Consider the following 26519-nt stretch of genomic DNA (forward strand, 5'->3'; position numbering starts at 1 on the left):
TCAGGCGCGCTCCGGCAGTCTGTTGTTCAATTCGTCCTCGATATGGACGCGGATGATCTCGTCAAAGGATGTCTCGGCTGTGAAGCCGAGCGAAAGGGCGCGGCTGGCATCGAAGCTCTGCGGCCAGCCGGCAATGATCTTGGCAACCGTCGCATCCGGTTCGCGCCGGATCAGCCTCACGGCACTTTCCCCGGCAACGCGCCTGAGCGCCTCGATCTCATCGCCGACGGTGGCGGCAAGCCCCGGCATGGTCAGCGTGCGGATCTGCCCGAGCGATGCCGTATCGAGTTCGGCAGCTTTGAGCAGGAATCCGATTGCTGCGCGCGGGCTTGCAAACCAGTGACGCACGCTCTCATCGACCGGGAGCACCGCCTCCTGGCCGATCAGCGGCTCGCGCAGAATGCTGGAGAAGAAGCCGGAGGCAGCCCGGTTCGGCTTGCCGGGGCGGATGGTGATGGTCGGCAGGCGGATGCCGATGCCGTCGAGGAATCCGCGCCTGGAATAATCGGCAAGCAGCAGTTCATCAATCGCCTTCTGCGTGCCGTAGCTCGTCAGCGGCGTCAGATGATGTGTGTCGCCGATAACCGAAGGCAGCGGCTCGCCGAAGACCGCGATGGAGGAGGTGAAGACGAGCTTCGGGCAATAGGGCTGTTCGGCAAGCCGGATCGCCTCGAGCAGGAAGCGCGTGCCGTCGAGATTGACCCGGTAGCCCTTCTCGAAATCGGCTTCCGCCTCGCCGGAGACGATCGCCGCCAGATGGAAGATCAGGTCCGGCCGGTGAGCGATCAGCTGCTCGGCCGTTCCCGGCTGCGAAAGGTCGGCTGCAAGGGCCTCCACCGCGCCGCCAAAGGAAGGCTTTTCCGGCGCCACGACATCGGCCAGCACCAGCGTGCCGATGGATCGGCCGTTCAGCGTCCCGCGTTCGCACAATGCATGGACGAGCTTGCGGCCGATCATCCCGGCCGCGCCGATAACAAGGATTTTCATTTGAAGCGGTCCCTCCGACCGATGAAATGAACGCCAACAGAAAACGCGCCGCCGCACGAGTCGGCGTGGACAGCACGTTTCTAGTTAAGACCAGCCGGGAAGGCCTGTCACGCAATTTCAGGCGGAAAGGCCTGTTTGATTGTGGGTTGGAAACCACTCCATTGACAGGGGTGACAGCACTCCTTTCGATGCTGTTCGGTCTCGGCCGGACGGCGAAGGCAGCATTGGGACATCCCCTGCGGGCTTGCCCCGCGGCCGGTTTCGCGGCAACAAGCTTTGCATGAGCATCCCGACAGAATATCCCTTCGACTTCGACCCCACCTACGGCATGACGCTTGCCGATCTGCAGGCGATCCGGCCGCCCGAGGCACCGCCGGGCTTCGATGCCTTCTGGCAGAAACGCTATGCCAGGGCACTGACGGTGAAGCCGCAGCCGGTGCTGACCAAGAGCAAGGACGCCCATCCGGACTGGCATATGCAGGATATCGTTTATATGTCCACTGATAATGTCAGCATCGGCGGCTGGCTGCTGACGCCCCGCAAGGGCGAGATCAAGCGCGGTCTCGTCGTTGGCCACGGTTATGGCGGCCGCGACCAGCCGGAATTCGATATCCCGGTCGAAGAGACAGCGATCCTCTTTCCCTGCTTTCGCGGCATGTCGCGCAGCGCCCATCCGCCGATCTCGCCGGAGGCCCCCTGGCATGTGTTGTACGATATCGACGATCCCGATCATTACGTGATCGGCGGCTGCGTCGAGGATCTCTGGGTTGCCGTCTCGGCGCTGCTGTCGCTTTATCCCGCGCTTGATGGCCACATCGGCTATAGCGGCATCAGCTTCGGCGGCGGCATCGGCGCGCTCGGCATCCCCTTCGATATCAGGATCGCGCGCGGCCATCTGACCGTGCCGACCTTCGGGAACCGCAAGCTGTGGCTGACATTGCCGACTGTCGGCAGCGCCCATTCGGTGCAGGAATACGCAAAGACCCATCCCGAGGTCTTTGAAAAGCTGCGCCTTTTCGATGCTGCAACGGCCGCAACCCGCATCAAGGTGCCGATGCTGACCGCTGTCGCGCTCTTCGATCCGGCGGTAGCACCTCCCTGTCAGTTCACGGTGGCGAACGCTCTGCCGCAATCAAAATTTAACGAAATCTTCATCCTGGATGCCGGGCATTTCGACTATCTTGATAGTGCAGTGCAGCAGACTGCGCTGCGCGAGCGAGTCGGGCGGTTTTTCAGGGGTCTATGAACCGAGAATATCTGCGCCGGTACAGCGATCGGCTCCATCGTGACATGGAGCTTCTGGTGTTCGGCCATGCCGGCGCCAAAGTACTGATGTTCCCAACGCGGGAAGGGCGCTTTTGGGAATACGAACATCTCGGCATCGTCGCCAGCCTCAGAGATAAACTCGAGGCGGGTCACCTGCAGCTCTTCTGCATCGAAGGCCTGGCGAACGAGACCTTCTACGATTTCGGCCGCCATCCGGCCGAGCGTATCAGTCGCCATATCGCTTTCGAAGAATATGTGCTGAACGAAGTTCTGCCGCTTATGGAAAGCCGCAACCGGCACGAATGCACCATCGTCCACGGCTGCAGCCTCGGCGCCTTCCAGGCCGCCAGCCTCGTCTTTCGCCACCCGCATCTCTTTCGCAAGCTGGTGGCCTTTTCCGGCCGCTACGACCTGACGATGAGGGTCGAGTCCTTCGGTGATCTCTTCGACGGCTATTACGACGAGACCATCTACTTCCACATGCCGACGCATTTCCTGCCGGGTCTCACCTCCGACTGGCGGCTGGAAAAGCTGCGCCAGGTCGATATCGTCCTGACGATCGGCAACGAGGATCCCTTCCTCGACAACAACCGATATCTCAGCCGACTGCTTGCCGAAAAGGGCGTCGGCCATCAACTGCATTTCTGGGATGGAAGGGCACACCGCGCGGGCGCCTGGCGCCGGATGGCGCCTTTATATATCTAGAGCGCCGCCGGATGGCGCCACTTTATATCGAGATGCCGCCGGATGGCGCCGCTCTTTCTCTGATCGCCGTTGGGCTTTACTGCATCAGCGGCTTCTTGAGAAAGCTGTTGCGGTCAGCCGATTTGATGCGCAGCCAGGCTTCACGACCGTTCCGTAGCACGCGTATCGGGATTTCCGACCCCGCAGGCCCGCTCTTCCAGACCTTCCGGTAGAAATCGGCAAGCCCGTCCACCTCGCCGTCGCGGATTTCCGAGATGACGTCGCCCTGCTGCAGGCCGGCCTCAGCGGCAGGGCCGCCCTTGGCAACGCTCATGACCACCACTTCGCCATTGCTTTCGGCCGAAAAGGCGCCGAGCCACGGGCGCGGCGGCCGGTCAATATGGCCGCGGTGCAGCACGTCGTCGAGGATCGGCGGCAGAAGGTTGATCGGCACGACCATGTTGATGTCTGCGACCTCTTCGTCCTGGATCATCTGCAGGCGCAGGGAACCGATGCCGAGCAGCTTGCCCTCGTCGCTGATGAGCGCCGCGCCGCCCCAGGAGGGGTGGGCCGGTGCGATGAAGATCGCCTCGTCGAGCAGATATTCCCAGTAGCCCGCAAATTCCTGCTTGGCGACGATATGGGCCTGCACGAATTCGCCCAGGCCATCGGCAAGGATCACCGCGTCGCCGACCTTGGTCTTGACCTTGTCGCCGATTTCGACCGCCGGCAAGTCGAGGGGCGCAAGCGCCTGAATGAGGCCGAAGCCGGTTTCCTGATCGTAGGCCAGCGCATGGCCGGGCACGACCTTGCCGTCCTGGCGCGTCAGCCAGATATCGTCGGCTTCGGTGATCAGGTAGCCGATGGTGAGCACCAGCCCGTTATCCCTGATGACGACGCCACTTCCTTCCCGGCGGGTGCCCAGCGTATTGGCGGTGAAGGCATCTTCGGGGATGGTGGCGCGAACGGCCACAACTGACCGCAGGATCCTGTCGATATTCATGGTTTCATCCTCGTAAGGCGTGGCACCAAGGCCCGGAATGCAGCGAGGGCCGGCAAGGGCCGGACGCATACCATTCCTTCTATAGGTATGAAACGACAGTCGTTTCTGCAAGACCCGTGGCCTGTGGTCTTTTACCCCGCTGCTTCCCGGCTGTATTGCCGGGGCGAGCGCGCCATCACCCGCTTGAAGGCGGTGCTGAAGGCGCTTTCGGACTCGTAGCCGAGCGAAAGGGCGATCATGCCGATCGGTTCGTTGCTGTTTGTCAGCCGCTCGCCTGCCAGCATCATACGCCAGCGGGTGAGATAATCCATCGGCGCGGCTCCGACCTTCTCCTTGAAGCGCTCGGCAAAGGAGGAGCGTGACATGCCGGCCGACGTGGCAAGCTGCTGCAGCGTCCAGCGCCGCGCCGGCTCGGCATGCATGGCGCCGATCGCGAGGCCGATCTGCCGGTCGGCGAGCGCAAAGAGCCAGCCGGTGCCTTCGGTATCGGGTGCGGCAAGATAGAGCCGCAGGATCTGCATCAGCATGATATGCGCCAGATGCTCGGTCATCAGGAAACCGCCCGGATGCCGGCCACGCAACTCGCGCGCCATCTGGTCGATCGCAAAGCGCAGAACCGAAGCCTGATCCGAATGTTCGCTGATATGGACGACCGGCGGCAATATGCCGACAAGCAGATCCGCGCCAGCGCCGGAAAAGCCGAAGCGGCTGCCAACCAGGAAGAAGGCGCCGCCGCCGTTGCAGATGGCAACCCCATCCTTCGCATGCGCATAGATATCATGGGCCAGGATCGTCGGCAGGCTGCGATCGCTCATCATGCGGAAGGGCCGGCTCTGCGTCAGCAGGAAACAATCGCCCTCTTCGAGCAGGATGGGCTCGACGCCCTCTACCTCCAGCCAGCAGCTGCCCGAAAGCAAGGCATTGAACTTGATGCCTTGCGGCGGCGGAAAATCGATCGCCCAATCGCGTCCGGCATCGAGCCCCAGAGAGACATAGCTCTTCGGCTTCAAGAGCGCCAAGACATCGGAAAGGGGATCCACGGAAGGAGAACTCATGCCAAAATCCAGACGATCACAAACATATCATGGACTTTAACGCATAGATCGTATGCGCGCCACCGCATTAGTCTCCGGCCGAAAGCAGAAAGGAGACATCAATGGAAAACGCGCAACACCCCATCGGCTCCGGTTTCGGTGCTCGCTCGACGGCTGACGACGTGCTCGCCGGCATCGATCTCACGGGCAAACTGGCAATCGTCACCGGCGGCCATTCCGGCCTCGGGCTGGAGACGACGAAGGCGCTGTCGCGGGCAGGCAGCCATGTGCTGATCGGCGCCCGCCGGCCCGAAGAGGCGGCCAGGGCGCTCGCCGGTATCGCCAATGTAGAGATAGAAAGGCTCGATCTTTCCGATCTCGAAAGCGTGCGGCGGTTTGCCGAGCGCTTCGTCGCGTCGGGACGCAAGGCCGATATGGTCATAAACAGCGCCGGCATCATGGCCTGCCCGGAAACGCTGACAGGGCCGGGCTGGGAGGCGCAGTTTGCCACCAACCATCTCGGCCACTTCGCGCTCGTCAATCGCCTCTGGCCGGCGATTGCAAGCGGAGCCCGCGTGGTTGCCGTCTCCTCCGGTGCCCATGGCATCACGCCTATCCGTTGGAATGACGTCCAGTTCTCCGAAGGTTATGACCGGTGGCGGGCCTATGGACAGTCGAAGACCGCAAATGCGCTCTTTGCGGTGCAGCTCGACAGGCTTGGTAGGGACGCAGGCATACGCGCTTTCTCGCTGCATCCCGGCAAGATCCTGACGCCGCTGCAGCGTCATCTTGATAGGGAGGATATGGTGGCCGCCGGCTGGATCGACGCCAAGGGCAATGCCATCGACCCGAGTTTCAAGACGCCCGCACAGGGTGCCGCGACACAGGTCTGGGCTGCAACCTCGCCGCAGCTCGAAGGGCTCGGCGGCCTCTATTGCGCCGATTGCGATGTCGCCGTCATCTCGGACGACGGCGCGGAAACCAGCGTGCGCGCCTATGCCGTCGATCCCGACGAGGCGGCCCGATTGTGGGCGCTCTCGGCAGAGTTGACTGATATAGACGCTTTCAGCCGTTAAGCGTGGATGCCGGGCGCTTCGTAACCGGTGCGCTCGACATACTCGGTATAGCCGCCGCCATACTGGTGGATGCCATCGGGCGTCAGTTCCAGCACGCGGTTGGAAAGGGCTGCAAGGAAGTGGCGGTCGTGCGAAACGAACAGCATCGTGCCCTCGAAATCGGCAAGCGCCTTGATCAGCATTTCCTTGGTGTCGAGGTCGAGGTGGTTGGTCGGCTCGTCGAGCACGAGGAAGTTCGGCGGGTCGAACAGCATCTTCGCCATGACGAGGCGGGCCTTCTCGCCGCCCGAAAGCACGCGGCAGCGCTTGTCGACGTCATCTCCCGAAAAGCCGAAGCAGCCGGCGAGCGCCCTGAGCGGCGCCTGGCCGGCAAGCGGGAAGGAATCCTCCAGCCATTCCAGCACGGTGCGCTCGCCGTCGAGCAGGTCCATGGCGTGCTGGGCGAAATAGCCGAGCTTCACGCTGGCACCGAGCGCCACACTGCCGGCATCCGGATCGGCAGTGCCCGTCACCAGCTTCAGCAGCGTCGACTTGCCGGCGCCGTTGACGCCCATGATGCACCAGCGCTCCTTGCGGCGCACCATGAAATCCAGCCCCTCATAGATGGTGCGGCTGCCATATTTTTTGTGCACGTTCTTGAGGTTGACGACATCTTCGCCCGAACGCGGCGCCGGCTGAAATTCGAAGGCCACCGTCTGGCGGCGCTTCGGCGGCTCGACGCGCTCGATCTTTTCCAGCTTCTTCACACGGCTCTGCACCTGCGAGGCGTGGCTGGCGCGCGCCTTGAAGCGCTCGATGAACTTGATTTCCTTGGCAAGCATCGCCTGCTGGCGCTCGAACTGCGCCTGCTGCTGTTTTTCGTTCTGGGCCCGCTGCTGCTCGTAGAAGCCGTAGTCGCCGGAATAGCTGTTGAGCGAACCGGCATCGATCTCGATGATCTTGGTGACGATGCGGTTCATGAACTCGCGGTCGTGCGAGGTCATCAGCAGCGCACCCTCATAGGTTTTTAGGAATTCTTCCAGCCAGATCAGGCTTTCGAGGTCCAGATGGTTGCTCGGCTCGTCGAGCAGCATCACGTCCGGCCGCATCAAAAGAATGCGGCCAAGCGCCACGCGCATCTTCCAGCCGCCCGAGAGCGCGCCGACATCGCCGTCCATCATCTCCTGGCTGAAGCTCAGGCCCGCCAGAACCTCACGCGCCCGGCCTTCCAGCGCATAGCCGTCCAGTTCCTCATAGCGCGCCTGCACTTCGCCGTAGCGCTCGATGATCTGGTCCATCTCGTCCACGCGATCAGGATCGGACATGGCAGCTTCCAGCTCGCGCAGCTCGGCAGCGACGATACTGACGGGGCCGGCGCCTTCCATCACCTCGGCAACCGCGCTGCGGCCGGCCATTTCGCCGACATCCTGGTTGAAATAGCCGATCGTGACGTGCTTTTCGACTGAAACCTGGCCTTCATCCGGCAGTTCTTCGCCGTTGATCATGCGGAAAAGCGTCGTCTTGCCGGCGCCGTTCGGGCCGACGAGACCGATCTTTTCGCCGCGGTTCAAGGCGGCTGTGGCTTCGATGAAGAGGATGCGGTGGCTGTTCTGCTTGCTGATATTGTCGATACGGATCATGTCTAACGCGGGTGCTTCAAGAGAATTTGGCGCCCTTATGCCACGGGTTTTCGCTCCTGTCGCAGTTTTTCCGCGTCATGAAGCTGTGATGTTGGAAGCGACCCGCCCGGTGTGACTGGAAATCCGGTGATCCCTCCTTATTATCCCCCGCGGTGGAGGAACCCTATGGTCGACAAAACGACTGACAAACAGGCAGAGCCGCGACTGCTTTCCGGCGGCAATCCGCAGATCGCCAAAGGCGAGGGCGATGGCCCGGTGCGGGCCTATATTGCCGCCATGCCCGGCTGGAAAAGCGAGGTCGGCCGCCGCCTCGACGGACTGATCATGCGCACCGTTCCCGATGCTCACAAGGCCGTCAAATGGAACTCGCCGCTCTACGGCATGAAGGGCGACGGCTGGTTTCTCGGCATCCACTGTTTCAGCAAATACATCAAGGTCGCCTTCTTCCGTGGGGCCGGGCTCAAGCCGGTTCCGCCGGGAGAATCCAAGACCGCGGAAACACGCTATTTCCACATCCACGAACAGGATGAGATCGACGAGGCGCAGTTTACATCATGGGTGAAACAGGCAAGCCTGCTGCCCGGCGAGAAAATGTAGGGAGAGACCATGAAGAAGGCGACGACGACGAAAAAGGAAGCGGAACCAAAGGAAGCCTCTCCCGCCGAACGCATCGATGCGAAGATCAAGGAGCTCGGCGATTGGCGCGGCGAAACGCTTGCCCGTGTCAGAGCCATCATCCGCGAGGCCGACCCCGAAGTGGAGGAAACGTGGAAATGGCGCGGCGTCCCCGTCTGGGAGCATGCCGGAATCATTTGCACCGGCGAAACCTATAAGGCGGTGGTCAAGCTGACCTTCGCCAGGGGCGCTTCGGTGGAAGATCCTGCTGGCCTTTTCAACTCCAGCCTTGAAGGCAATACGCGTCGCGCGATCGATATCCGTGACGGGGAGGTGATCGATGAAGCGGCGCTGAAGGCGCTGGTGCGGGCGGCAGTGGCGCTGAACACGGCGCGCAAACCAGCGTCGAAGAAGGCAAACGGCTAGATCGGCCCAAAGGCATTTCGTGCCGCAACCGGTCATTGCCGATATAGCAAAGCGTCCTATCTGGGATCCTGTCAAATCACGTCGTAGGAACCAATGGGGCGGCTGAAGGAAATCGTCATTGATTGCGATGTTCCCTCCCGCGTCGCCCGCTTCTGGGCCGCAGCGCTCGATGGTTACGCGGTGCTGCCCTATGACGATGAGGAGATCGCCCGCCTTGCAACGCTCGGCCTGACACCCGAAACCGACCCAGTGGTGATGGTCGAAGGCCCAGGCACACGCCTCTGCTTCCACCTTCGCCGGGGAGAGCGGCCGGCCCGCAACCGCGTTCATCTCGATATCGCAGCCGACGACCGGCCAAAAGAGGTCGCGCGCCTGATATCGCTCGGCGCGACCTTCGTGCGTGAGACGGCTGACTACACCGTGCTGAACGATCCCGAAGGCAACAATTTCTGCGTCACCTCCGGATAGTCGGTCGGCCTCAGCCGAGGAAATCGCGGATCGCAGCGGCAATTTCTTCCACATGCGTTTCGAGCGCGAAATGGCCGGTGTCGAAGAACTTGATCACGGCATTGGGAATATCGCGGGCGAAGGCTTCCGCGCCCGGCGGCAGGAAAAAGGGATCGTTCTTGCCCCAGACGGCGAGGAAACGCGGCTTGTACGTGCGGAAATAGTCCTGGAAGGCCGGGTAGAGCGCCACATTGCTCTTGTAGTCGCCCATCAGATCGAGCTGCACATCTTCCGCGCCCGGCCGCGAGAGATAGAAATTGTCGAGCGAATAACCGTCTGGCGAAACCGCGGTCGGATCGGCAACGCCATGCGTATACTGCCAGATCGTCGTTTCCGGTCCGAGGAATGCTTTGAGCACGGTCCGGTTTTCTGCGCTCGCATCCTGCCAATAGGCCTGCACCGGGTTCCATGCCTCGCTGAGGCCATCGACATAGGCATTGCCATTCTGCGAGATGATGCCTGTGATCCGCTCTGGATGCTTCACCGCCAGGCGGAAGCCCGTCGGCGCGCCGTAATCGAAGACATAAACTGCGTAGCGATCGAAGCCGACGATCTCGGTGAAGCGGTCGATCGTCTCTGCAATGCTGTCGAAGCTGTTGACAGCGGGATCGCCAGACTGGCCGAAGCCCGGAAGATCAGGGGCGATGATGTGATAGCGATCGGCAAGCAGCGGGATAAGATCGCGGAACATGTGGCCGGAGGTCGGGAAGCCATGCAGCAGCAGGAGCTTCGGAGCGCCCCGCGCGCCGGCCTCGCGATAGGCGATCTTGATGCCGTCGACGGTGGTGTTGCGGTAGCTGATCTTGGTCATGGTCATGTTTCCTTCGGTTGAGATGAGGGGCGATATGTCGGTCGTTCAGGCGGCGGCCACTGTTGCCGCCGCCTCGCGGATGACCTTCTCCTTCGTTTTAAATTGGTAACCGTTTAAAGCGATATAGAATGGTTACTATCCAGGAAGGTAACTTGTCAACGGCCTTTTGAGCAGTTACACGTTAGTAACGTTTCGAAAGGGGCTGCTTTGGATTGCAGACGGCAGCCGGAATAGGACCCGTGATGGATAACCACTCTCCCTCCCTTTTTCTGGGTGACGCACTGGCGCTGGATTTTCTGAACTCGGTGGCAACACCCGTCGATGTGCCTGTCGACGCGATCGAGGACGGGGAGGGATTGCTGCACTGGCTCGATCAGGCAAAGCTCGTCTCGCCGGAAACGCTCGAGGCCATACGGGCTCAGGCGCTGCCGGGAGAATTGGACAAGGTCGCCGATCAGGCGAGGAATTTGCGCGAGTGGTTCCGGACCTTCGTCCGTGAGCACAGGGGAAAACAGTTGAGGCGCGACGCCCTGGCTGAGCTCGAACCGCTGAACCGTCTGCTGGAGCGCGACGAAGGTTACAGCCGCGTCGTGGCGCGGCAGACCGATGAAGGCGAGGTCTTCGACTTCCAGTCCATGCGCAAATGGCGCTCGCCGGAAGCGCTGCTGTTACCGGTTGGCGAGGCACTCGGCCGTTTTGTTTGCGACGAGGATTTTTCCAATGTGAAGGCCTGCGAAGGCCCGTCCTGCACGCTACTGTTTGCCGATCACACCCGCGGCCGTCGCAGGCGCTGGTGCAGCATGGCGCTCTGCGGCAATCGCGCCAAACAGGCCGCCCATCGCCACCGGGTCAGGCAGGCTTGAGGGCCGCGACAGGCAGCTTGGTTAGGCATAAGCCACCCAACCTCTGAAGCTGAAGGCCGCGTAGAACAGGGTGACGTCTGAAAAGCCTGCCGCGCGCAGCATGGCCTCCTCATCTTCTGGGGCGAGGATTTCAAGCCTTTCCCGCATGGCCTTGCGGGCATTGTTCAGCCGGGCAGGGTCCGCCCCATCGGGTGCGCCATAAGCGATATGCCGATCGATCCACATCGACCGCTCCGGCTCGTTTTGCGGGAAACTCATATGCGCAACAACAAACGGCGCATCCGTTTTCAGGCGGCGCCGAATTTGCTTAAGTGTTTCAAGGCGTTGCTCGACGGGGATATGATGGAAGGTCAGCAGGCATGCCGCCGCGTCGAACGGACCCTCCGGCGCGACACCGATGCTGCCCTCATGAAAATCGATGCGTCTGGTGTACTCCCCGGCGACCTGTTTCGCCAGTTGCAGCATGTCGGCGGAGGGATCCACACCGTCAAAAGTCCAGCCCTCGTGCGCCTCGGCAAAAGCCTTGAGTTCCAGTCCTCCGCCGGCGCCAAGCACGAGCACCCGGCCGTTCCCGGGTGTCCGCTCCGCCATCAGCATCGCTGCCATGCGATGCAGGCTTGAGAAACCCGGAACCTTGCGCGGTGGACCTTCGAGATAGGATTTGACGGCATCCCCGGTGAAGGGGGATGCCGGCATGCGGGCCGCAGATCTGTCAGGGGTCGGGGATGGGCGGTCATCTTTCATCATGTAACTGTAGTTATTACATGACATCTAGACTGTCAATTCGCGAGCCTATTTCGCAAACTTCCTCGCCCCGGCCACGCAGAGAATGACGGCGACCGTCACGGCAAGCATGGACCAGCTCACCGTTTCGCGCAGCAGCGTTGCCGCAAGCGCCAGCCCGAAGAAGGGCTGCAGCAGTTGCAGCTGGCCGACGGCGGCGATACCGCCCTGTGCGAGACCGCGATACCAGAAGATGAAGCCGATCAGCATGCTGAAGAGCGAGACATAGGCGAGCCCCAGCATGGCGGGCGTCTGGATATCGGCGAAATCAGGCGGCCGGTAGGCGATAGCCGCGACGATCATTACCGGGAGCGATACGACGAGCGCCCAGGAAATCACCTGCCAGCCGCCGAGCCGGCGCGACAGCCTGGCGCCTTCGGCATAACCGAGCCCGCAGACGATGACGGCGCCGAGCATCAGCGCATCGCCGACAGGCGAGGCGGTCAGCCCCTGCGTCAGCGCAAAGCCCGCGACCAGCGCGCTGCCGAGCAGAGAAAAGAGCCAGAAGGCCGGCTTCGGTCGCTCGCCGCCCCTGATCACGCCGAAGATGGCGGTCACGAGCGGCAAAAGGCCGATGAAGACGATGGAATGCGCCGAGGTTACATGCTGCAGCGCCAGCGCGGTAAGCAGCGGAAAGCCGACGACCACACCAAGCGCGATGACGACGAGCGAGATAAGGTCTTGCCGCGAAGGCCGTTTCTCCCGGAAAGCGATCAGCAGGCAAAGCGCCAGGATGCCGGCAATCGCCGCTCGCGCCACCGTCAGAAAAACCGGATCGAGCTGCATGACGGCCACGCGTGTGGCCGGTAGCGATCCACTGAAGATGAGCACGCCGATAAAACCATTGATCCATCCGGTCGCGGTGCGATCCATGCGAAACTCCCTCATTAGTTCGTCCCACGCTTATCGGCGCTTCGCACTGGCATTGCCAGCCACAGTTCGGTACAGTTTGCTGAAACTGTAATGGTAAAAGGACCAGTACGGATGGACGAGCAGATACAGGCTGGCAGCAGGGTCGGCATGGTCATGGCGACAATCCGCCAACGCATCGCCGGCCGCAGCCTCACACCAGGCGCAAAGCTGCCGTCGATCCGCAGCCTTTCGGCAGCCTTGAAAGTCTCTGCCTCGACGGTGGTCGACGCCTATGAACGGCTGGTCGCCGAAGGCGCGATCCTCTCACGCCCCGGTTCCGGCTTTTATGTCGCGAGCCAGACGGCACCACTCTCGCTCGCCGATATCGGCCCGAAGCTCGATCGCGCCGTCGATCCCTTCTGGGTGTCGCGGCAATCGCTGGAGGCGCACGAAAGCGACCTCAAACCCGGCTGCGGCTGGCTGCCGCCGGCATGGCTGCCGGAAGAGGCGATCCGTCGGACGCTGCGATCCCTGTCGCGCGCCGATGCCGCAAGCCTTTCCGATTACGGCTCGCCGCTCGGCCTCAAGCCGCTGCGACAGCTGATTGCACGCCGCATGGCCGAGCGTGGCATCGAGGCCCCGCCGGACCAGATCATGCTCACCGAATCCGGCACACAGGCAATCGATTTCCTCTGCCGCTTCCTGATCGAGCCCGGCGATACCGTGCTGGTCGACGATCCCTGCTATTTCAACTTTCATGCGCTATTGAGAGCCCATCGCGCCAAGGTCGTCAGCGTTCCCTACACGCCGTCTGGCCCCGATATCGAGCTCTTCGCTGCAGCGCTGACCGAGCATCGGCCGCGGCTCTACATCACCAATTCCGCAATCCATAACCCGACCGGCGCGACACTCTCGCCGGTGACGGCCCACCGGCTCTTGAAGCTCGCCGAGCAGCATGGCCTCACCATCATCGAGGACGATATCTTCGCCGATTTCGAACATACGGCCGCACCGCGTCTTGCCGCCTTCGACGGGCTCGATCGCGTCATCCATATCGGCAGTTTTTCCAAGACGCTCTCGGCCGCCGCACGCTGCGGCTTCATCGCGGCGCGGCCGGACTGGATCGAGGGCCTGATCGACCTCAAGATCGCCACTTCCTTCGGCGGCGGCCGGCTCTCGGCCGAACTGGTGCTCGGCGTGCTCAGCGACGGCAGCTACCGAAAACACACCGAGAGCCTGCGCGGCCGCCTTTCCAAGGCGCTGTTCGATGTCAGCATCCGGCTGAAGACCTTGGGCGTCCGCCCCTGGCTGGAGCCGCAAGCCGGCATGTTTCTCTGGTGCCGCCTGCCGGATGGTCTCGATGCCGCCGTTGTGGCGCGTACGGCACTTGCCCGCAATGTCGTGCTGGCACCCGGTAACGCCTTCAGCTTGTCACAATCGGCCACCGGCTTCATGCGCTTCAACGTTTCCCAGACGCTTGATAACAGGGTGTTTGATGTGCTGCAGGACGCGATTCAGCAAGCGGAACCGTCCAACTAAAGGGAGTTGTGGGGCTATGGCAGAAGCAAAGGTGACGGATGGAAGCGTTCTGGAGGAAATCGCCAGAATCCTGAACGACGGCGCCTTGAATTATAATGTTTTTCTGAAATGGTTTGAAACACCGTTGCCGCAGGCGCAAACGTCAACGATTGCAATCGAAAATGCCTTGGGAGCAGCAGTAAAGATAAGCGGTATTGAAGAAGTCCAACGAGCATTGGTCTGGTCATTGATAGAGAATGATTTGCTTTATCCTGGTGATGATGGCGCAGGACCTTCCGAACTGGCGATTAAATCCGAAAAACTGGCCACCTTGCTGCACCTGCTCAAAGAACAAGTCAACGCACTGGCTCACAAGGCAACAAAAGTTGAATCTTTCTGGTTGTCGAATGGGCATCCTGCATACCCAGTGTTTTGGGACTTCGCATTCCTCTTCATGACCGACACTGACGCAACCGTCCTGATAGGTTCGAGCTCAGATTAACGAGCGCACTTTATCAGCTGCTCCGCCACTCCATGAAAGCCTTGCCGATGACTTTGCCATCATCCTCGCGCCGCAGCCGGCAGTGAGCTCGATAGCGGTCTGGCGAGAGCCCCATCATTTCCACCCGCACGGCCTCGCCGGCGCGGATGTTTCCCGAGAAGAAGATCTCCCGACGCGTGATCTGCGAGATCTCCGGGAACCACCGCCCGAAGGCGCGATCGGTGAGCGCCTGGAATTCGGCGAAGTAGAATAGCCCGGCACCATTGAATTCCTGCGATGCATCCGGCTCGAAGCGAAAGCCGCGCAGCGCCTTGGTCGGGTTGGCCGGCAGGCCGAAATGCGTCTCCAGCGTGCCGGCGCGCAGCAGTGCCGCCGTCCTTGCCAACGCATTATCCTCGGCAGCCGCTGTCAGGCCGGGCAGGGGAACGCGGGCGATCGAGTAATTGTCGCCCTCCCGCATCCGGCAGACGAAGGTGGAGATCAGTTCCACCTCGCCGATCAGGTTGCCGCGCACGAAAAGCCGGTGACGGGTCGAGACCTGCGTGCGCGAGACAGGCGAGAGCGCCGAGCGGATCGTCAGCACGTCATTGGCACGCACCGCATCGAAGTTCGCATGCTCCAGCGACGTCGCGCAGATCGCCGCATAGGCCTCGCCGCCATCGGGCGTGCGGAAATCGGCATTCTCCATGCCGAGATGGCGCGCGAGCATCAGCCAATGCCGATGCCCGAGCTCCTTCATCGCCCAGGTTTCCGACAGGCCTGCCGGTGTCAGATGCGGCATGCCGATCAGCACATGCGGCGCGAGCGCCTGATCCATGAGCTCACGCGCTGAGGGCTCTGCCACCGAGAGCTTGGATGAATGAAAATCGAGGATCGCGACATTCATCTTCAAGCGCTGGCCGCCTGTTTGAGGACAGGACAGGCGGCCTCCAGATGACCGGCGAGGTGGTTCACCACATGCTCGGCATCCTTGCCGACGGCGAGGAACCGGCCGGAACCCCAGGTCCAGAGCCAGGGCAGGCCGAGCACATAGACGCCGTCAATGCCGGTCACGCCGCGCCGCTGCACCGGATAGCCGGTGCCGTCGAAGATCGGCAGGCCGACATAGGACCAGTCGGGCGAAAAGCCGGTCGCCCAGATGACGGACGTGATACCTTCCGCCTTGAGATCGAGTTCCGCCGGTTCGCTGTCCGGTTCCCAGAGCGGGACATAGACGCTGGCCGGCGGCGCATCGATGCACTTTTCGGCAATATGCCGGTCGATCAGCGCGTTGATGCCGTTATAGACGCGGTCGGCATTGTCGAGATTGGATTTCAGGTTCGCATCGAACAGCATTCGCCCGGCGGACACGCCTTCCATGCGGCCATAGAGCGACATGCCCTCCAGCGCGAACTTGCGCAGGTCGATATCGCGCCCGCCGTCACGGCCGGTCAGATAGTGGTTGGTATCGTGCTTCTTCTTGGTCATGCCGTCATGCTCGACGGTAATGTCGTACTGGCCGACATCGGCGAGCCAGTCGACCACATCGCGGCCGCGGTAGAAGCGGGCGCAGCGTGGCGCATTGCCGGTCACCATATGCACCTTGCGGCCGGCCAGATGCAGGTCTTCGGCGATCTGGCAGCCGGACTGGCCGGAGCCGACGACGATAACGGCGCCCTCCGGCAATTGCCCGGGGTTGCGGTAGTCCGCCGTGTGGATCTGCAGGATATCGTCCGGCACGCGCTCGGCGGCGCGCGGAATGGCAGGCGCGCTGTAGAGGCTGGTGGCAATGATGACACTGTCGGCAGTCACCGTGCCCGCCGAGGTCGAGAGCCGGAAGAGGTCGCCCACCTTTTCCAGCGACGTGACGCTGGTGCCTTCCAGGACCGGCGCATTCACCTTTTTCACAAAACGGTCGACATAGGCGATGATTTCGTCCTTGACCATGAAGCCGTGCGGATCATCGCCATCATAGGGGTGGTCCGGCAGCTGGCACTGCCAGTTCGGCGTCACGAGGCAGAAGGCGTCCCAGCGCTCGTTCTTCCATTTATGCGCCACGGTCTTCTTCTCGAAGACGACATGGTCGATGCCGTGTTTCTGGAGGTAATGGCTGGCCGAAAGCCCGGCCTGACCGCCGCCGATGACGACGGCGCTGTAATGCGGCTTGAGAGAAAAGGTCATGGATCGGGTTCCTTTCAGAGAATGAAACTTTCGCAGCGCACGCGGGCGTCCGCATCGGCAAGAAACAGGGAGCACGCCTCCTCGATGCGGGCGAGCTGGCCGCGGGCAAGCGAGCAGGGATAACCGTATTTCACCTCCACGCGGTCGCTGGCGATGGTCAGCGCCTTGCGGCTGCGGTCGAGAAAATCGCGGATCGGATAGGTCTGGCCCTCCTCGAAAAAATCGCGGATGACGAGGGAGGGCGAATAACAGGTCTCTTCGCGGCCATCCGGCCAGGCAATGACGAAGCGCATTTCAGGCATGGGCAGGCTCCTTCAATGTCTCGTAGGCTTGGAGATGGGCGGCAGCCGTACGCTGCCAGCTGTGATGGGCGGCAAGATCAAGCCCGCGCGGGATAAGACCGATGCGCACCGGCGGCATGAGCGAGATCGCCATGGCCTCGGCGATCGAACCGGCATTGTGCGGATCGCACCAGACGACGTCATCGTTACAGAGATATTCGGTAAAGGGCGCGATGGAGGAGACGACGACGGGCACGCCGCTCGCCATCGCCTCCAGCACCACGAGGCCGAACCCTTCCTTGACCGAGGCGAAGACCAGCGTATCGGCCAGCCGGTAGAGCGCCGGCATGTCCTCGTCGGCAACAGTGCCGAGGATATGGACGGCGGCGGCATGTTCGCCGAGGGAGGAAAGCACGGCGCGGAATTCGCCCTGATAGCCACGGTGATCGAGCAGCGAAGCGCCGCCGGCGATGACGAATTGCGCATCCGGGCGAATGGCGCGCACTTGGCCGAAGGCTTCCAGCATGGCGACCGTATTCTTGCGCGCCTCGATGCCGCCGACGGCAAGGAAAACAGCGCCATCCGGCAGAGCGAGTTCGGCGCGCAGTGCGCTGCCGTTGACGGCGGGAGAGAAGCGCTTCGTATCGACACCATTGCCGACGACGATGGAACTGATTCCGCGCCTCTCCTGAAGCGTCTTGCGCCACATCGAGCTGACAGTGAAGAACAGGTCGGCCCGGTCGATGGAGCGCTCCTGCAGCTCCATCAGCTTGGGATCGGCGAACTGGTCGATATGGTGCACGGTGCGAACGAAAGCGGGGATCAGTCCGCGCTCCTTCAGCGTTGCCAGCGCATTGCCGGAGATGCCGTCATGGGCGTGGAAAATATCGAAGTCGCGAGCATCGGCGGAATTTTCGAAGTAGCTGACATAATCGGCGATCCGCTGCTCGACCATTGCGATCATATCATCATGCGCTGGCCCGACAGGAATGCACATCGCGCCGCAGGCCGGCTCACGGAAAAAGCCCGTCCCTTTTGCATCCGGCGCATGCAGCACGACCTCATGGCCGAGTCCGACAAGCGCCTCCGAAAGCTGCATGGCGTGCACCACGCCGCCGCGCGGGTTGGTGGAATGCGAGAGCATGGCGATGCGCAGCGGCCGGCTCATGCGGCATCCTCCTGCCGGCCGAGTTGCAGGAGCGGTGTCTCGGCATGGTCGCAGATCACGATGCGATCGGCGCCATCCGCTACCGCCACCTCGCTGCCGGCTTTGATATTGCCGATCACGGCCGCAGTGATGTTGCGGGCGGCAAAACGCAGGATCACCTCATCGGCCTTTTCGGGCGCGGTGGCGATCAGGTAGCCGAAGCTCGGGAAGGTCGCGAGCCAGCGCTCGAGCGCCACGCCATCCGGCAGCGGGATTGCGGAGACATCGATATCGATGCCAACTCTGGAACATTCCGCCAGCATGATCGCCGTGCCGACAATGCCGCCCTGGCTGATATCCTTGGCCGCGAGTGCAAGTCTGGCTTCGGCAATGTCGGGCAGGAGTTCCAGATCGCCGCGCAGCCGCGCCGGCGGCGCATCGGTTGCCGCCTCCCAGTTGTTGAAAGGTTCGCGATAACGGCCGCGATGATCGATCGCCGCGATCAGCACATCACCAGGTTCGGCATCGAAACTCGTCAGCAGCGTCTTCGCCTTGCCGAGAATGGCAACCGAGAGCTGGCCACGATCGGTGCGGATATTCGTATGGCCGCCGACGATTGGCACCCCGAATGTCCTGGCTGCCGCGCGCATGCCTTCGAGGACAGGTGCTGCGCCTGCCTCTCCATTCGCCCAGATGGCATCGACGATGGCGACTGGCCGACCACCCATGGCGGCGACATCGGAAATATTGACCATCACCCCGCACCAGCCGGCAAACCAAGGATCGGCAGCGACGAACTCGTTGATGAAGCCCTCGATGGCAAAGAGCAGATAACCGTCGCCATCAGGCAGCGCGGCGCAATCGTCACCGACTGCCACCGGCTGGCCGGCAAGGCCAAGGCTTGTGGCAACCGTGCCGATATCCGCCTTGGCAGCGATGCCGGAGGAGGCGGAAAGCTTGGTGGCAAGTGCCTCGAGATCGATCCTGTCCCCCATCACGCCGCCTTCCTGGCGAGCGCCACCAGGCCGGTTTCCGGCGTCGGGCAGGGTGGATACCAGGCAAGATCCGCCTTCATCCTGAGATGCGGCTTGCCGTAAACCTCGAATTCCTCGATCACGTCCCAATGCAGACGGCGGAAGAGCAGCCCGTTCTGCACCTGCACATTGGCGAGAAACGTGTGGCAGCCCATTGCATTGGCCGAGGAGACGGCAAGCCGGATCAGCGTTGCGCCAAGCGCGCCGATCTTGCGGAAATCCGCGTGCACGGCAAGCCGCGAGCCCCACCAGAGGCCGGGCTCTTCCTGATGGATACGCACCGTGCCAACCAGCCTGTCGGCCGCGACACCCATCATCGACAGCGCCACGATCGGGATCGCGTGATCGTCGATCGCATCACGGTCGTCACTCTCGAAGATCTTCTGCTCCTCGCAGAAGACGGCGCGGCGCAGCGCATGCGCTTCCTGCCGTTCCCAGTCGGAGGTCGAGAACTTCACCTGGAATTCGCTGGCACGATAGGCGGAGAAAGGCTCCAGCATCATTTGGTCAGCATCCTTTCATAGGAGGAAAGGGCAGAGCAGGCGCCGCACTTGCCGCAGCCGGCCTTGATGTCGACGGCCTTCAAGCCGCTATCGACCAGCATCTTGGACAGCGGACCGAGGATCGAATGCATGAAATCAGGCTTCGGCGCGGGATGGCTTTCGAGCGGCGTTCCCGAAATCGGCACGAAGGGCACGACGAAAGGATAGACGCCAATAGCAACAAGCTTTTCGCAGATATCGAGGATCGCCTCGCGCGTATCGCCGAGACCGGCGAGGATATAGGTCGAGACCTGCCCGCGCCCGAAGACCTCGACCGCCGCCTTGAAGGAGGCCATGTATTTTGAGATCGGCACCTGCGCCTTGCCGGGCATGATGCGCTCGCGCAATTCGGGCGTGACGACTTCCAGATGCATGCCAAGCGCATCGACGCCGGCTTCCTTCATTACCGAGAACCAGATGTCGTCTTCCGGCGGCTCGCATTGCGCCTGGATCGGCAGGTCGACGGCGGTCTTGATGGCGCGGGCGCTGTCTGCAAGGATCGAAGCGCCGCGATCCGGCCCCTTCGGCGTACCCGTCGTCATCACCATATGCTTGACGCCATCGAGCTCGACGGCAGCCTTGGCGACTTCCGCCAGCTGCGCCGGCGTCTTGTGGGCGACGGTGCGACCGGCCGCCAGCGACTGGCCGATGGCGCAGAACTGACAGGTCTTGGTGCGGCTTTGATAGCGGATGCATGTCTGCAGCACCGTGGTCGCCAGCACGTCGCGGCCATGCAGCACGGCAATCTGCGAATAGGGAATGCCGTCGGCCGTGCTGCGCTCGTAGAAACGCGGACGCAGCGGGAAGGACACTTCGCCGAGCACGCGCCCGTCGCGGCTGATGCGGCTGCGGCCTTCCTCGTCAGGCTTGTCGACCAGATAGGGGCTTTCGAAGGCCGGCGCAGTATGAACCGGCACCATCACGGTCATGCCGTCGATGGTCAGCGCCTTGTGGTCGGAAGGGCCGGCGCCGCCGCGGCGGCTCTCATGCCCCGCCTTGGGATCAACGAGCCTGGCTCCGAAGGACTGCAACTCGTTGATCAGCGTCTCGGTCGGCAGAAACGTCGTGTTTTCCATCGGTCTTGGTTCCTGTGTCTGTTTCGAAGGAATGTGCGGAGCCGACCATCGGCTGGGTGGCGCGGCCGTCCATGACGAGGTGCAGCAGTTCGGGCCGGGCATAGTGGCCGACCGAATCCATCATCCGCTTGCGCTTGGTGATCAGGCTCATGTCGAGATCGGCAATCAGGATGCCTTCGCCCTCGGTGATCGGCGGCGCCAGATGCTTGCCCTCGGGCGAGACGATCGCCGTCATGCAGCCGCCGCGCAGCGCCTTCTGCAGTCCCTGGTCGGGCGTGATGGAATTGATCTGCTCCTCGGTCAGCCAGCCGGTGGCATTGACGACGAAGCAGCCGCTTTCGAGCGCATGATGGCGGATCGTCACTTCCATCTGCTCGGCAAAGATCGGCCCGACCATCGATCCCGGAAACTGGGCGATATGGATTTCCTCGTGCTGGGCCATCAGCGCGTAGCGGGCGAGCGGATTGTAGTGCTCCCAGCAGGCCAGCGCCCCGAGCCGCCCGACGTGGCTGTCGACCACCATCAACCCGGATGCATCACCCTGGCCCCAGATCATCCGCTCGTGATAGGTCGGCGTGATCTTGCGGCGCTTGAGGATGAGCCTGCCGTCGGCATCGAAGAGAAGCTGGCTGTTGTAGAGCGAGCCGTGATCGCGCTCATTGACGCCGAGCGCCACGACGATGCCGTGTTCGCGGGCCGCCGCCGCGACCGCGTCGGTGGCGACACTCGGAACGGTGACGGCCTCTTCATAAAGGCGCAGATGTTCGCGGCCTGAGAGAACCGGCGGCAGGACGAAGGAGAAATAGGGATACCAGGGAACGAAAGTCTCCGGAAAGACGATGATCTCGGCGCCCTTGGCGGCCGCCTCGCGAATGGTCTCCAGCACGCGCGCCAGCGTCTTTTCGCGTGATGTCAGGTCCGGCGCGATCTGCGCGGCTGCGGCCCGGACGGTCTTGTTCTTCTCCATGACGAAATCCTTCTGGTGGTGTGGGGGAGGCGGGCGAGGGAAGCTCGCCTCCCGAACGTGCCTTGCGACAGCGTTCCCGCTGGGTCAGAGCGTCCAGGTGTCGAGGATGAAGGCGCCGTCGCGGCGGTGGATCAGGATCATATCCAGCACGTCGAGCGGGCTGATCGGGCGGATGCCGGGGATCAGCGACTGTTCGCCATGGCCGTAGAGCGCCTGCAGCGCGAAGCGGCAGGCATAGACCTTGCCGCCTTCTTCCATGAAACCCTTGATCTGGTTGTTGAAGTTGAGATGCCCGGGGAAGGCTTCCGCGCCGAGTTTGGGAAAGCCACGCTGCACGCCGAGCGTGACGCCGGGGCCATAGAGCAGCACGGAGGTTTCGAAGCCCTTGCGCTTCAGGCGTTTGGCCTGCAGCAGGTTCACGAGACCGATCGATCCTTCGAAGGCGACGGTGTGGAAGGTGATGAGGGCTTTCTCACCCTCCTTGGCCTGGACGTCTTCGAAGACCTTCTCTTCGTAATCGACGAAGAAGTCTCCATCTGCGTGGGCCGGTGCGGTAACTGCGGGCATGAATGGCTCCTGTGTTTGAAGTCAGGCCCCTCTCGCGGGGTACAGCCATTGAGTTGCAAGCACCGTGCCAAATTGACTTTGCACAAATAGCAGTCAATTCATGCGAAAAAGCATTCAATTATGCATTCAATTTTGGAGTGAGACGGAACTGGCGCCAATTTAGCAAGCATTTCTGTGCAAAAAATGCATGCAGGCGTGCTGGAAATGAATGCAGTCAAAATGCAATCAATATAAGGAAGATCTCCGCATCGCGGAACGTGCCAGTCTCAAATGCGGCATTCAGTCATCCGTCAGGCTCTTATTGGCCGACGTTTTTGCGTGACAGGCGAAATATGCAACAATATACGGTCAATGTCGACGGGAAACCCTTCTGCGTCGATCACGAATTGCGGATCATGAAATGAAAGATTGGCATCCCGACCTCGGTCGTTCCTCAAGCCCCCGTTACATGGCCATTGCCGATCTGATCGAAATGGATCTGAGAAGTGGCGTGCTGGCGGTGGGGGATAGGCTGCCGCCGCAGCGGGAGCTTGCCAAGCGCCTTAACATCGATTTCACCACGGTCGCGCGCGGTTATGTCGAGGCGCAGAAGCGCGGCCTAGTAGACTCTCATGTCGGCCGCGGCACCTTCGTCACCGGCGGGCAGGACCGCGAGCGCCGGGGCTTCATGTCCGATGCCGCGCCCGATCCGCGCCGCTCTTCGGTGGTTGACTTCTCGATGAACCTGCCGCCCGAGCCTGATGATCAGGACCTGATCGCCCGCATGCGCGAGGGCATGTCGGCCGTGGCGACCAATCTTATCCCTTTGCTGCGTTACCAGGGCTTCGGCGGCTCGGGCATGGACAAGGAAGCTGCTGCCGCCTGGCTCAGCCGTCGCGGACTGGTGCCCTCGCAGGAGCGCATCTTCGTCACGCCGGGCGCGCATCCGGCGCTGCTCGCGATCTTCGGCCTGCTGGCAAAGCCCGGCGAGATCGTATTGTCGGAAAACATCACCTATCCCGGCATGCGCTCGATCGCCGCCCAATTGCGGCTCAATCTCTCGGGCCTGCCAATGGATGAGGAGGGCATCCTGCCGGATGCCTTTGCCGAGGCCTGCGAGCGGCTGCAGCCGAAGGCCCTCTATCTCAATCCGACGCTGCAAAACCCGCTGACGCTGACCATTCCGGAAAAGCGCCGCGAGGAAATCGCCGCCGTCGCCCGCAAATATCATGTGCCCATCGTTGAGGACGACGCCTACGGCTTCATTCCGCTGCACGGCCCGCCGCCGCTGGCGGCAATAGCGCCTGACCTGACCTGGCATATCGGCGGCCTCGCCAAATGCATCGGCGCCGGGTTGCGCCTTGCCTATGTGGTCGCGCCGGACACCAAGGCGATCTGGCCCTTCGTCAGCGCCATGCGCACCAATAATGTCATGGCCTCGCCAATGAACGTGGCGCTGGCCACCCGCTGGATCGAGGACGGCACGGCAGACACGATCCTGCGCTTCATCCGCGCGGAGGCGGGTGCCCGCCAGCAGATGGTGGCGAATATCCTGCCCGACGGCAGCTACAGGGCCGATCCGATCAGCTTCAACATCTGGCTGCCGCTGATGAATGGCTGGACCCGCTCGACCTTCGGCAGCCATATGCGCTCCTCCGGCATTGGTGTGGTCGCAAGTGACGTCTTCACTGTCGAAGGTGCTGCCCCCGAAGCCGTGCGCGTCTGTCTTGGCGGGCCGATTTCGCGCGAAAGGCTGAAGGGCGCGCTGGACTTCATGGCGCATGCCCTGGAAGGCCCGCCGGAAATGTCCGCTTCGTTCTTCTGAGCTGAAGTCATCTGGCCGGCAGTTCCGCCTTCTGTCTTCAGTTCAATTAATAAAGACCCCGCCCCAAACCCCTCCCCACAAGGGGGGGGTTAACCTGCTGCGCCCATCTCTCACTTCTTCAATGTTTCAGGCTGGGCGAGGCAGTGCCGCGGGCTAGCCCCTCCCCCCTTGTGGGGAGGGGTTTTGGCGAGCGGGCAAACTTGTCCCGGCAGTGACAAATCCTCCCGCCCTCAAGCCCCGCAAACCCAATCCGCAAAATCCCTGCGTCATTCTGACGAATAGACTGGCAATCTGCTTTCAATGTAATTATATTGTATGCATACATTATGGGCTATTGTATGGATTTTACCAAAGCCCGGCAACGTCGAAAAGCGAGATCGCCATGGACACCGAATATCCTCCTCTCCCGCCGATGCAGACCGGCATCCGAGGCCGCTGCCCGCGCTGCGGACAGGGGCATATGTTCAAGGGTTTCCTCACGCTGCAGAAGGAATGCGAAGTCTGCGGGCTGGATTATTCCTTCGCCGATCCGGCCGACGGCCCGGCCTTCTTCGTGATCTGCTTCGCCTGCGTGCCGAGCGTGCTGCTCGGCGTCTGGCTGGAAGTCGCCTTCTCCGCGCCGCTCTGGGTCCAGCTTCTGGTCACCGGCCCCTTTATGTTCGCCACCTGTATTCCGCCATTGAGGCCGCTGAAGGGATGGCTGGTGGCAAGTCAGTATTTCTACAAGGCGGAAGAGGGCAAGCTCGCCTGAGGCGCGCCGCGCTTAGAAGAGTGCCGATTGAAATGTGAAGGCTGTTCGAGATCCTCGATCAGCCTTTTTACTATGGGCAGGGCAGGCGCTCATCCCGAAGCCAAGATGTCGCAGGCGGCCTCTATCGAAAGTTCTTGCAATCATTGTACCGATAAGTACAATGCAAAACGAAAGGTACAGTCCAGCAAAGGAGACAAGACATGCCTGCACCGCTTCCCCCCTTCACCCATGAAAGCGCAATCCAGAAGGTTCGCCTTGCGGAAGACGGCTGGAACAGCCGCGATCCGCAGCGCGTCTCTCTCGCCTATTCGCCCGACAGCCAGTGGCGGAACCGCGCCGAATTCGTCACCGGCCGCGCCGATATTGTCGCCTTCTTGGCCCGCAAGTGGGCGAAAGAGCTGGATTATCGGCTGATCAAGGAGCTTTGGGCTTTCACCGACAATCGCATCGCCGTGCGCTTTGCCTATGAATGGCATGACGACAGCAAAAACTGGTTCCGCTCCTACGGCAACGAGAATTGGGAATTCGATGCCGAGGGCTTGATGCAGCGCCGTTTCGCCTGCATCAACGATCTGCCGATCAAGGAATCGGATCGCAAGTTCCACTGGCCGCTCGGCCGGCGGCCCGACGACCATCCGGGCCTTTCCGACCTCGGCCTTTAAGGCCAAGGTGACCCAAAGGTGATGTGTGAAGACCGTTTATGAACGTGCCGATGTCGTGCCGCTGCTCGCAGAGATCTTCCGCGAGCTCGGCTACGAGGGCACGACATTGAGCCGCATCACCGAGCGCACCGGCATCGGCAAGGGCAGCCTCTATCACTTCTTTCCCGGTGGGAAGGAGGAAATGGCGGCTGCCGTCCTTGCCGATGTCGACGCCTGGTTCGAACGCGCTATCTACGAGCCGCTGCGCCGTGACGATGCCGGGACGGCGATCGATGCGATGTGGGCGAATGTGATGGATTATTTCCGCTCCGGCGGCCGCATCTGCCTCGTCGGCGCCTTTGCGCTGGACGAGACACGCCAGCGTTTTTCGCTGGTCATCCGGGATTATTTCGTCCGCTGGATCGAGGCGCTGCGCCAGGCGCTGGTCCGCGCCGGCTGCGATGAGGGTACTGCGCTCGCCGCGGCTGAAGAGGCGGTATCCGGCATTCAGGGCGCGCTAGTGCTCTCGCGGGCGCTGGACGACAAGGATATGTTCCGCAGAACGCTGGACCGGTTGGCCGACAGGCTGGCTGCAGCGAAACTTGAGGGATAGGCGGTGGCCGCTACGTCGGCAAGAGCACGAATGCTGCAGACTCGGGAACCGCGGGTGAGGGGCCTACAGCATCGGCCCGAAAATCGGAATCGATGTTCGGGCCGCCTGATGCGTCGCTTCAAAGAGGTAGAGAGTCCTCACCCGGCAGGATTGTATTTAAGCGTCGTTCTGCGAGGGCACGCGGACCGGGCGCGGATTCTCGCGCTGCGTGCGTACCTGGCGCCACTCGTTTTCCATCTGGTCAACGATGTGCTGGGGGATCTTGGTCGGAGTTTCTGTGCTGGTCTGCATCGTATACCTCTCTTCCTCAGCAAGGGTGTGCTTACGAATTGATGCATTGCACAATAAAAACTGCGTGTAAATCTACGCCGGTCACACTTGAAACGATTT

30 protein-coding genes are annotated in these 26519 nt (G+C 62.0%); 13 read left to right on the top strand and 17 right to left on the bottom strand.

Translation table 11 applies throughout. From position 1 onward, the window contains the following. Positions 1-987 (bottom strand): D-erythronate dehydrogenase, encoded by a 987-nt coding sequence (gene denD / locus KQ933_RS03655; RefSeq protein WP_216757439.1) that lies wholly within the window; start codon positions 985-987, stop codon positions 1-3. 280 nt (positions 988-1267) lie between these two features. Here denD and KQ933_RS03660 point away from each other — a divergent pair, with 280 nt between their 5' ends. Both KQ933_RS03660 and KQ933_RS03665 read left to right on the top strand, forming a co-directional pair. Next, positions 1268-2233 (top strand): acetylxylan esterase, encoded by a 966-nt coding sequence (locus tag KQ933_RS03660; protein ID WP_216757440.1) that lies wholly within the window; start codon positions 1268-1270, stop codon positions 2231-2233. After that, positions 2230-2958, top strand: coding sequence for an esterase family protein (locus KQ933_RS03665; protein WP_216757441.1), 729 nt, complete (start codon positions 2230-2232; stop codon positions 2956-2958). The genes KQ933_RS03660 and KQ933_RS03665 overlap by 4 nt, the downstream gene beginning before the upstream one ends. 76 nt (positions 2959-3034) lie before the next feature. Here the strand turns inward: KQ933_RS03665 and KQ933_RS03670 are convergent, their stop codons facing one another. Beyond that, positions 3035-3940 carry a S1C family serine protease gene (locus KQ933_RS03670; RefSeq protein ID WP_216757442.1) on the bottom strand — a complete coding sequence of 302 codons (906 nt, stop codon included), beginning with the start codon at positions 3938-3940 and terminating at the stop codon, positions 3035-3037. A 131-nt stretch (positions 3941-4071) separates the two neighbouring features. Beyond that, the gene (locus KQ933_RS03675; RefSeq protein WP_216758821.1) at positions 4072-4980 is read right to left on the bottom strand and encodes an AraC family transcriptional regulator; all 909 of its coding nucleotides are present in this window, start codon (positions 4978-4980) and stop codon (positions 4072-4074) included. Positions 4981-5096: 116 nt separating this feature from the next. Here KQ933_RS03675 and KQ933_RS03680 point away from each other — a divergent pair, with 116 nt between their 5' ends. Next, the gene (locus KQ933_RS03680; RefSeq protein WP_216757443.1) at positions 5097-6050 is read left to right on the top strand and encodes an SDR family NAD(P)-dependent oxidoreductase; all 954 of its coding nucleotides are present in this window, start codon (positions 5097-5099) and stop codon (positions 6048-6050) included. On the opposite strand, the gene KQ933_RS03685 is transcribed toward KQ933_RS03680, so the two are convergent. After that, positions 6047-7669, bottom strand: a complete 1623-nt coding sequence (locus KQ933_RS03685) for an ABC-F family ATP-binding cassette domain-containing protein (protein WP_216757444.1) — start codon at positions 7667-7669, stop codon at positions 6047-6049. The two genes, KQ933_RS03680 and KQ933_RS03685, sit on opposite strands and share 4 nt — an antisense overlap. A gap of 165 nt (positions 7670-7834) precedes the next feature. Here KQ933_RS03685 and KQ933_RS03690 point away from each other — a divergent pair, with 165 nt between their 5' ends. The 3 genes from KQ933_RS03690 (at position 7835) to KQ933_RS03700 (ending at position 9178) form a co-directional block, all read left to right on the top strand. Then, the gene (locus KQ933_RS03690) at positions 7835-8266 is read left to right on the top strand and encodes a DUF1801 domain-containing protein (protein ID WP_216757445.1); all 432 of its coding nucleotides are present in this window, start codon (positions 7835-7837) and stop codon (positions 8264-8266) included. Between the two features lie 9 nt (positions 8267-8275). After that, complete coding sequence (locus KQ933_RS03695; protein ID WP_216757446.1) at positions 8276-8710, top strand: DUF1801 domain-containing protein; 435 nt, start codon at positions 8276-8278, stop codon at positions 8708-8710. 93 nt (positions 8711-8803) lie between these two features. Beyond that, complete coding sequence (locus tag KQ933_RS03700) at positions 8804-9178, top strand: VOC family protein (protein WP_216757447.1); 375 nt, start codon at positions 8804-8806, stop codon at positions 9176-9178. A 10-nt stretch (positions 9179-9188) separates the two neighbouring features. On the opposite strand, the gene KQ933_RS03705 is transcribed toward KQ933_RS03700, so the two are convergent. Continuing rightward, the gene (locus tag KQ933_RS03705) at positions 9189-10028 is read right to left on the bottom strand and encodes an alpha/beta fold hydrolase (RefSeq protein WP_216757448.1); all 840 of its coding nucleotides are present in this window, start codon (positions 10026-10028) and stop codon (positions 9189-9191) included. Between the two features lie 242 nt (positions 10029-10270). Between KQ933_RS03705 and KQ933_RS03710 the strand changes: the two genes are divergently transcribed. Continuing rightward, a complete protein-coding gene (locus KQ933_RS03710) occupies positions 10271-10891 on the top strand; it encodes an ABATE domain-containing protein (protein ID WP_216757449.1) in 621 nt (206 codons plus the stop codon). Positions 10892-10912: 21 nt separating this feature from the next. Here the strand turns inward: KQ933_RS03710 and KQ933_RS03715 are convergent, their stop codons facing one another. After that, the gene (locus KQ933_RS03715; RefSeq protein WP_253958270.1) at positions 10913-11587 is read right to left on the bottom strand and encodes a class I SAM-dependent methyltransferase; all 675 of its coding nucleotides are present in this window, start codon (positions 11585-11587) and stop codon (positions 10913-10915) included. A 96-nt stretch (positions 11588-11683) separates the two neighbouring features. Beyond that, positions 11684-12547, bottom strand: a complete 864-nt coding sequence (locus KQ933_RS03720) for a DMT family transporter (RefSeq protein WP_216757451.1) — start codon at positions 12545-12547, stop codon at positions 11684-11686. 90 nt (positions 12548-12637) lie between these two features. Here KQ933_RS03720 and KQ933_RS03725 point away from each other — a divergent pair, with 90 nt between their 5' ends. Next, the gene (locus tag KQ933_RS03725) at positions 12638-14065 is read left to right on the top strand and encodes a PLP-dependent aminotransferase family protein (protein ID WP_216757452.1); all 1428 of its coding nucleotides are present in this window, start codon (positions 12638-12640) and stop codon (positions 14063-14065) included. 16 nt (positions 14066-14081) lie between these two features. Continuing rightward, positions 14082-14546: a hypothetical protein gene (locus KQ933_RS03730; protein ID WP_216757453.1), complete on the top strand. Its 465-nt coding sequence runs from the start codon at positions 14082-14084 to the stop codon at positions 14544-14546. Positions 14547-14559: 13 nt separating this feature from the next. On the opposite strand, the gene KQ933_RS03735 is transcribed toward KQ933_RS03730, so the two are convergent. The 9 genes from KQ933_RS03735 to KQ933_RS03775 all read right to left on the bottom strand — a co-directional run bounded on the left by KQ933_RS03735 (position 14560) and on the right by KQ933_RS03775 (position 22320). Then, positions 14560-15432, bottom strand: coding sequence for a Pnap_2097 family protein (locus KQ933_RS03735; RefSeq protein WP_216758822.1), 873 nt, complete (start codon positions 15430-15432; stop codon positions 14560-14562). 2 nt (positions 15433-15434) lie between these two features. Continuing rightward, positions 15435-16706, bottom strand: coding sequence for an MSMEG_0569 family flavin-dependent oxidoreductase (locus tag KQ933_RS03740; protein ID WP_216757454.1), 1272 nt, complete (start codon positions 16704-16706; stop codon positions 15435-15437). Between the two features lie 14 nt (positions 16707-16720). Beyond that, positions 16721-17008: an MSMEG_0570 family nitrogen starvation response protein gene (locus tag KQ933_RS03745; protein ID WP_216757455.1), complete on the bottom strand. Its 288-nt coding sequence runs from the start codon at positions 17006-17008 to the stop codon at positions 16721-16723. After that, the gene (locus KQ933_RS03750; RefSeq protein ID WP_216757456.1) at positions 17001-18155 is read right to left on the bottom strand and encodes an MSMEG_0565 family glycosyltransferase; all 1155 of its coding nucleotides are present in this window, start codon (positions 18153-18155) and stop codon (positions 17001-17003) included. Before KQ933_RS03750 ends, KQ933_RS03745 begins: the two co-directional genes overlap by 8 nt. Continuing rightward, on the bottom strand, positions 18152-19129 hold the full coding sequence (locus tag KQ933_RS03755) for a sll0787 family AIR synthase-like protein (RefSeq protein WP_216758823.1): 978 nt from the start codon (positions 19127-19129) through the stop codon (positions 18152-18154). The genes KQ933_RS03750 and KQ933_RS03755 overlap by 4 nt, the downstream gene beginning before the upstream one ends. Next, positions 19129-19671 carry an MSMEG_0567/Sll0786 family nitrogen starvation N-acetyltransferase gene (locus tag KQ933_RS03760; protein WP_216757457.1) on the bottom strand — a complete coding sequence of 181 codons (543 nt, stop codon included), beginning with the start codon at positions 19669-19671 and terminating at the stop codon, positions 19129-19131. Before KQ933_RS03760 ends, KQ933_RS03755 begins: the two co-directional genes overlap by 1 nt. Further along, on the bottom strand, positions 19668-20786 hold the full coding sequence (locus KQ933_RS03765; protein WP_216757458.1) for an MSMEG_0568 family radical SAM protein: 1119 nt from the start codon (positions 20784-20786) through the stop codon (positions 19668-19670). The genes KQ933_RS03760 and KQ933_RS03765 overlap by 4 nt, the downstream gene beginning before the upstream one ends. Continuing rightward, the gene (locus tag KQ933_RS03770; protein ID WP_216757459.1) at positions 20713-21753 is read right to left on the bottom strand and encodes a Nit6803 family nitrilase; all 1041 of its coding nucleotides are present in this window, start codon (positions 21751-21753) and stop codon (positions 20713-20715) included. Before KQ933_RS03770 ends, KQ933_RS03765 begins: the two co-directional genes overlap by 74 nt. Before the next feature lie 84 nt (positions 21754-21837). Then, positions 21838-22320 (bottom strand): MSMEG_0572/Sll0783 family nitrogen starvation response protein, encoded by a 483-nt coding sequence (locus KQ933_RS03775; protein WP_113427328.1) that lies wholly within the window; start codon positions 22318-22320, stop codon positions 21838-21840. Between the two features lie 400 nt (positions 22321-22720). Between KQ933_RS03775 and KQ933_RS03780 the strand changes: the two genes are divergently transcribed. From KQ933_RS03780 to KQ933_RS03795, 4 genes are all read left to right on the top strand, one after another. After that, the gene (locus KQ933_RS03780; RefSeq protein WP_216757460.1) at positions 22721-24124 is read left to right on the top strand and encodes a PLP-dependent aminotransferase family protein; all 1404 of its coding nucleotides are present in this window, start codon (positions 22721-22723) and stop codon (positions 24122-24124) included. A gap of 382 nt (positions 24125-24506) precedes the next feature. Continuing rightward, positions 24507-24875 (top strand): DUF983 domain-containing protein, encoded by a 369-nt coding sequence (locus KQ933_RS03785; RefSeq protein ID WP_183735777.1) that lies wholly within the window; start codon positions 24507-24509, stop codon positions 24873-24875. A 200-nt stretch (positions 24876-25075) separates the two neighbouring features. After that, positions 25076-25537 (top strand): nuclear transport factor 2 family protein, encoded by a 462-nt coding sequence (locus tag KQ933_RS03790; protein WP_216757461.1) that lies wholly within the window; start codon positions 25076-25078, stop codon positions 25535-25537. A gap of 25 nt (positions 25538-25562) precedes the next feature. Then, positions 25563-26129, top strand: coding sequence for a TetR/AcrR family transcriptional regulator (locus KQ933_RS03795; protein ID WP_216757462.1), 567 nt, complete (start codon positions 25563-25565; stop codon positions 26127-26129). Between the two features lie 156 nt (positions 26130-26285). Here the strand turns inward: KQ933_RS03795 and KQ933_RS33715 are convergent, their stop codons facing one another. Then, positions 26286-26420: a hypothetical protein gene (locus KQ933_RS33715; protein WP_301925023.1), complete on the bottom strand. Its 135-nt coding sequence runs from the start codon at positions 26418-26420 to the stop codon at positions 26286-26288. Positions 26421-26519 lie beyond the last annotated feature (99 nt).

The organism is Rhizobium sp. WYJ-E13 (assembly GCF_018987265.1).
GTDB lineage: Bacteria > Pseudomonadota > Alphaproteobacteria > Rhizobiales > Rhizobiaceae > Rhizobium.

Coding starts and splice junctions, on each gene's coding strand:
- KQ933_RS03765 (WP_216757458.1), bottom strand. CDS start 20,786: ATGGAAAACACGACGTTTCTGCCGACCGAGACGCTGATCAACGAGTTG.
- KQ933_RS03670 (WP_216757442.1), bottom strand. CDS start 3,940: ATGAATATCGACAGGATCCTGCGGTCAGTTGTGGCCGTTCGCGCCACC.
- KQ933_RS03700 (WP_216757447.1), top strand. CDS start 8,804: ATGGGGCGGCTGAAGGAAATCGTCATTGATTGCGATGTTCCCTCCCGC.
- KQ933_RS03660 (WP_216757440.1), top strand. CDS start 1,268: ATGAGCATCCCGACAGAATATCCCTTCGACTTCGACCCCACCTACGGC.
- KQ933_RS03690 (WP_216757445.1), top strand. CDS start 7,835: ATGGTCGACAAAACGACTGACAAACAGGCAGAGCCGCGACTGCTTTCC.
- KQ933_RS03760 (WP_216757457.1), bottom strand. CDS start 19,671: ATGATGCTGGAGCCTTTCTCCGCCTATCGTGCCAGCGAATTCCAGGTG.
- KQ933_RS03780 (WP_216757460.1), top strand. CDS start 22,721: ATGAAAGATTGGCATCCCGACCTCGGTCGTTCCTCAAGCCCCCGTTAC.
- KQ933_RS03725 (WP_216757452.1), top strand. CDS start 12,638: ATGGTAAAAGGACCAGTACGGATGGACGAGCAGATACAGGCTGGCAGC.
- KQ933_RS03680 (WP_216757443.1), top strand. CDS start 5,097: ATGGAAAACGCGCAACACCCCATCGGCTCCGGTTTCGGTGCTCGCTCG.
- KQ933_RS03745 (WP_216757455.1), bottom strand. CDS start 17,008: ATGCCTGAAATGCGCTTCGTCATTGCCTGGCCGGATGGCCGCGAAGAG.
- KQ933_RS03685 (WP_216757444.1), bottom strand. CDS start 7,669: ATGATCCGTATCGACAATATCAGCAAGCAGAACAGCCACCGCATCCTC.
- denD (WP_216757439.1), bottom strand. CDS start 987: ATGAAAATCCTTGTTATCGGCGCGGCCGGGATGATCGGCCGCAAGCTC.
- KQ933_RS03720 (WP_216757451.1), bottom strand. CDS start 12,547: ATGGATCGCACCGCGACCGGATGGATCAATGGTTTTATCGGCGTGCTC.
- KQ933_RS03695 (WP_216757446.1), top strand. CDS start 8,276: ATGAAGAAGGCGACGACGACGAAAAAGGAAGCGGAACCAAAGGAAGCC.
- KQ933_RS03705 (WP_216757448.1), bottom strand. CDS start 10,028: ATGACCAAGATCAGCTACCGCAACACCACCGTCGACGGCATCAAGATC.
- KQ933_RS03665 (WP_216757441.1), top strand. CDS start 2,230: ATGAACCGAGAATATCTGCGCCGGTACAGCGATCGGCTCCATCGTGAC.
- KQ933_RS03750 (WP_216757456.1), bottom strand. CDS start 18,155: ATGAGCCGGCCGCTGCGCATCGCCATGCTCTCGCATTCCACCAACCCG.
- KQ933_RS33715 (WP_301925023.1), bottom strand. CDS start 26,420: ATGCAGACCAGCACAGAAACTCCGACCAAGATCCCCCAGCACATCGTT.
- KQ933_RS03775 (WP_113427328.1), bottom strand. CDS start 22,320: ATGCCCGCAGTTACCGCACCGGCCCACGCAGATGGAGACTTCTTCGTC.
- KQ933_RS03730 (WP_216757453.1), top strand. CDS start 14,082: ATGGCAGAAGCAAAGGTGACGGATGGAAGCGTTCTGGAGGAAATCGCC.
- KQ933_RS03755 (WP_216758823.1), bottom strand. CDS start 19,129: ATGGGGGACAGGATCGATCTCGAGGCACTTGCCACCAAGCTTTCCGCC.
- KQ933_RS03740 (WP_216757454.1), bottom strand. CDS start 16,706: ATGACCTTTTCTCTCAAGCCGCATTACAGCGCCGTCGTCATCGGCGGC.
- KQ933_RS03785 (WP_183735777.1), top strand. CDS start 24,507: ATGGACACCGAATATCCTCCTCTCCCGCCGATGCAGACCGGCATCCGA.
- KQ933_RS03735 (WP_216758822.1), bottom strand. CDS start 15,432: ATGAATGTCGCGATCCTCGATTTTCATTCATCCAAGCTCTCGGTGGCA.
- KQ933_RS03710 (WP_216757449.1), top strand. CDS start 10,271: ATGGATAACCACTCTCCCTCCCTTTTTCTGGGTGACGCACTGGCGCTG.
- KQ933_RS03790 (WP_216757461.1), top strand. CDS start 25,076: ATGCCTGCACCGCTTCCCCCCTTCACCCATGAAAGCGCAATCCAGAAG.
- KQ933_RS03715 (WP_253958270.1), bottom strand. CDS start 11,587: ATGCCGGCATCCCCCTTCACCGGGGATGCCGTCAAATCCTATCTCGAA.
- KQ933_RS03770 (WP_216757459.1), bottom strand. CDS start 21,753: ATGGAGAAGAACAAGACCGTCCGGGCCGCAGCCGCGCAGATCGCGCCG.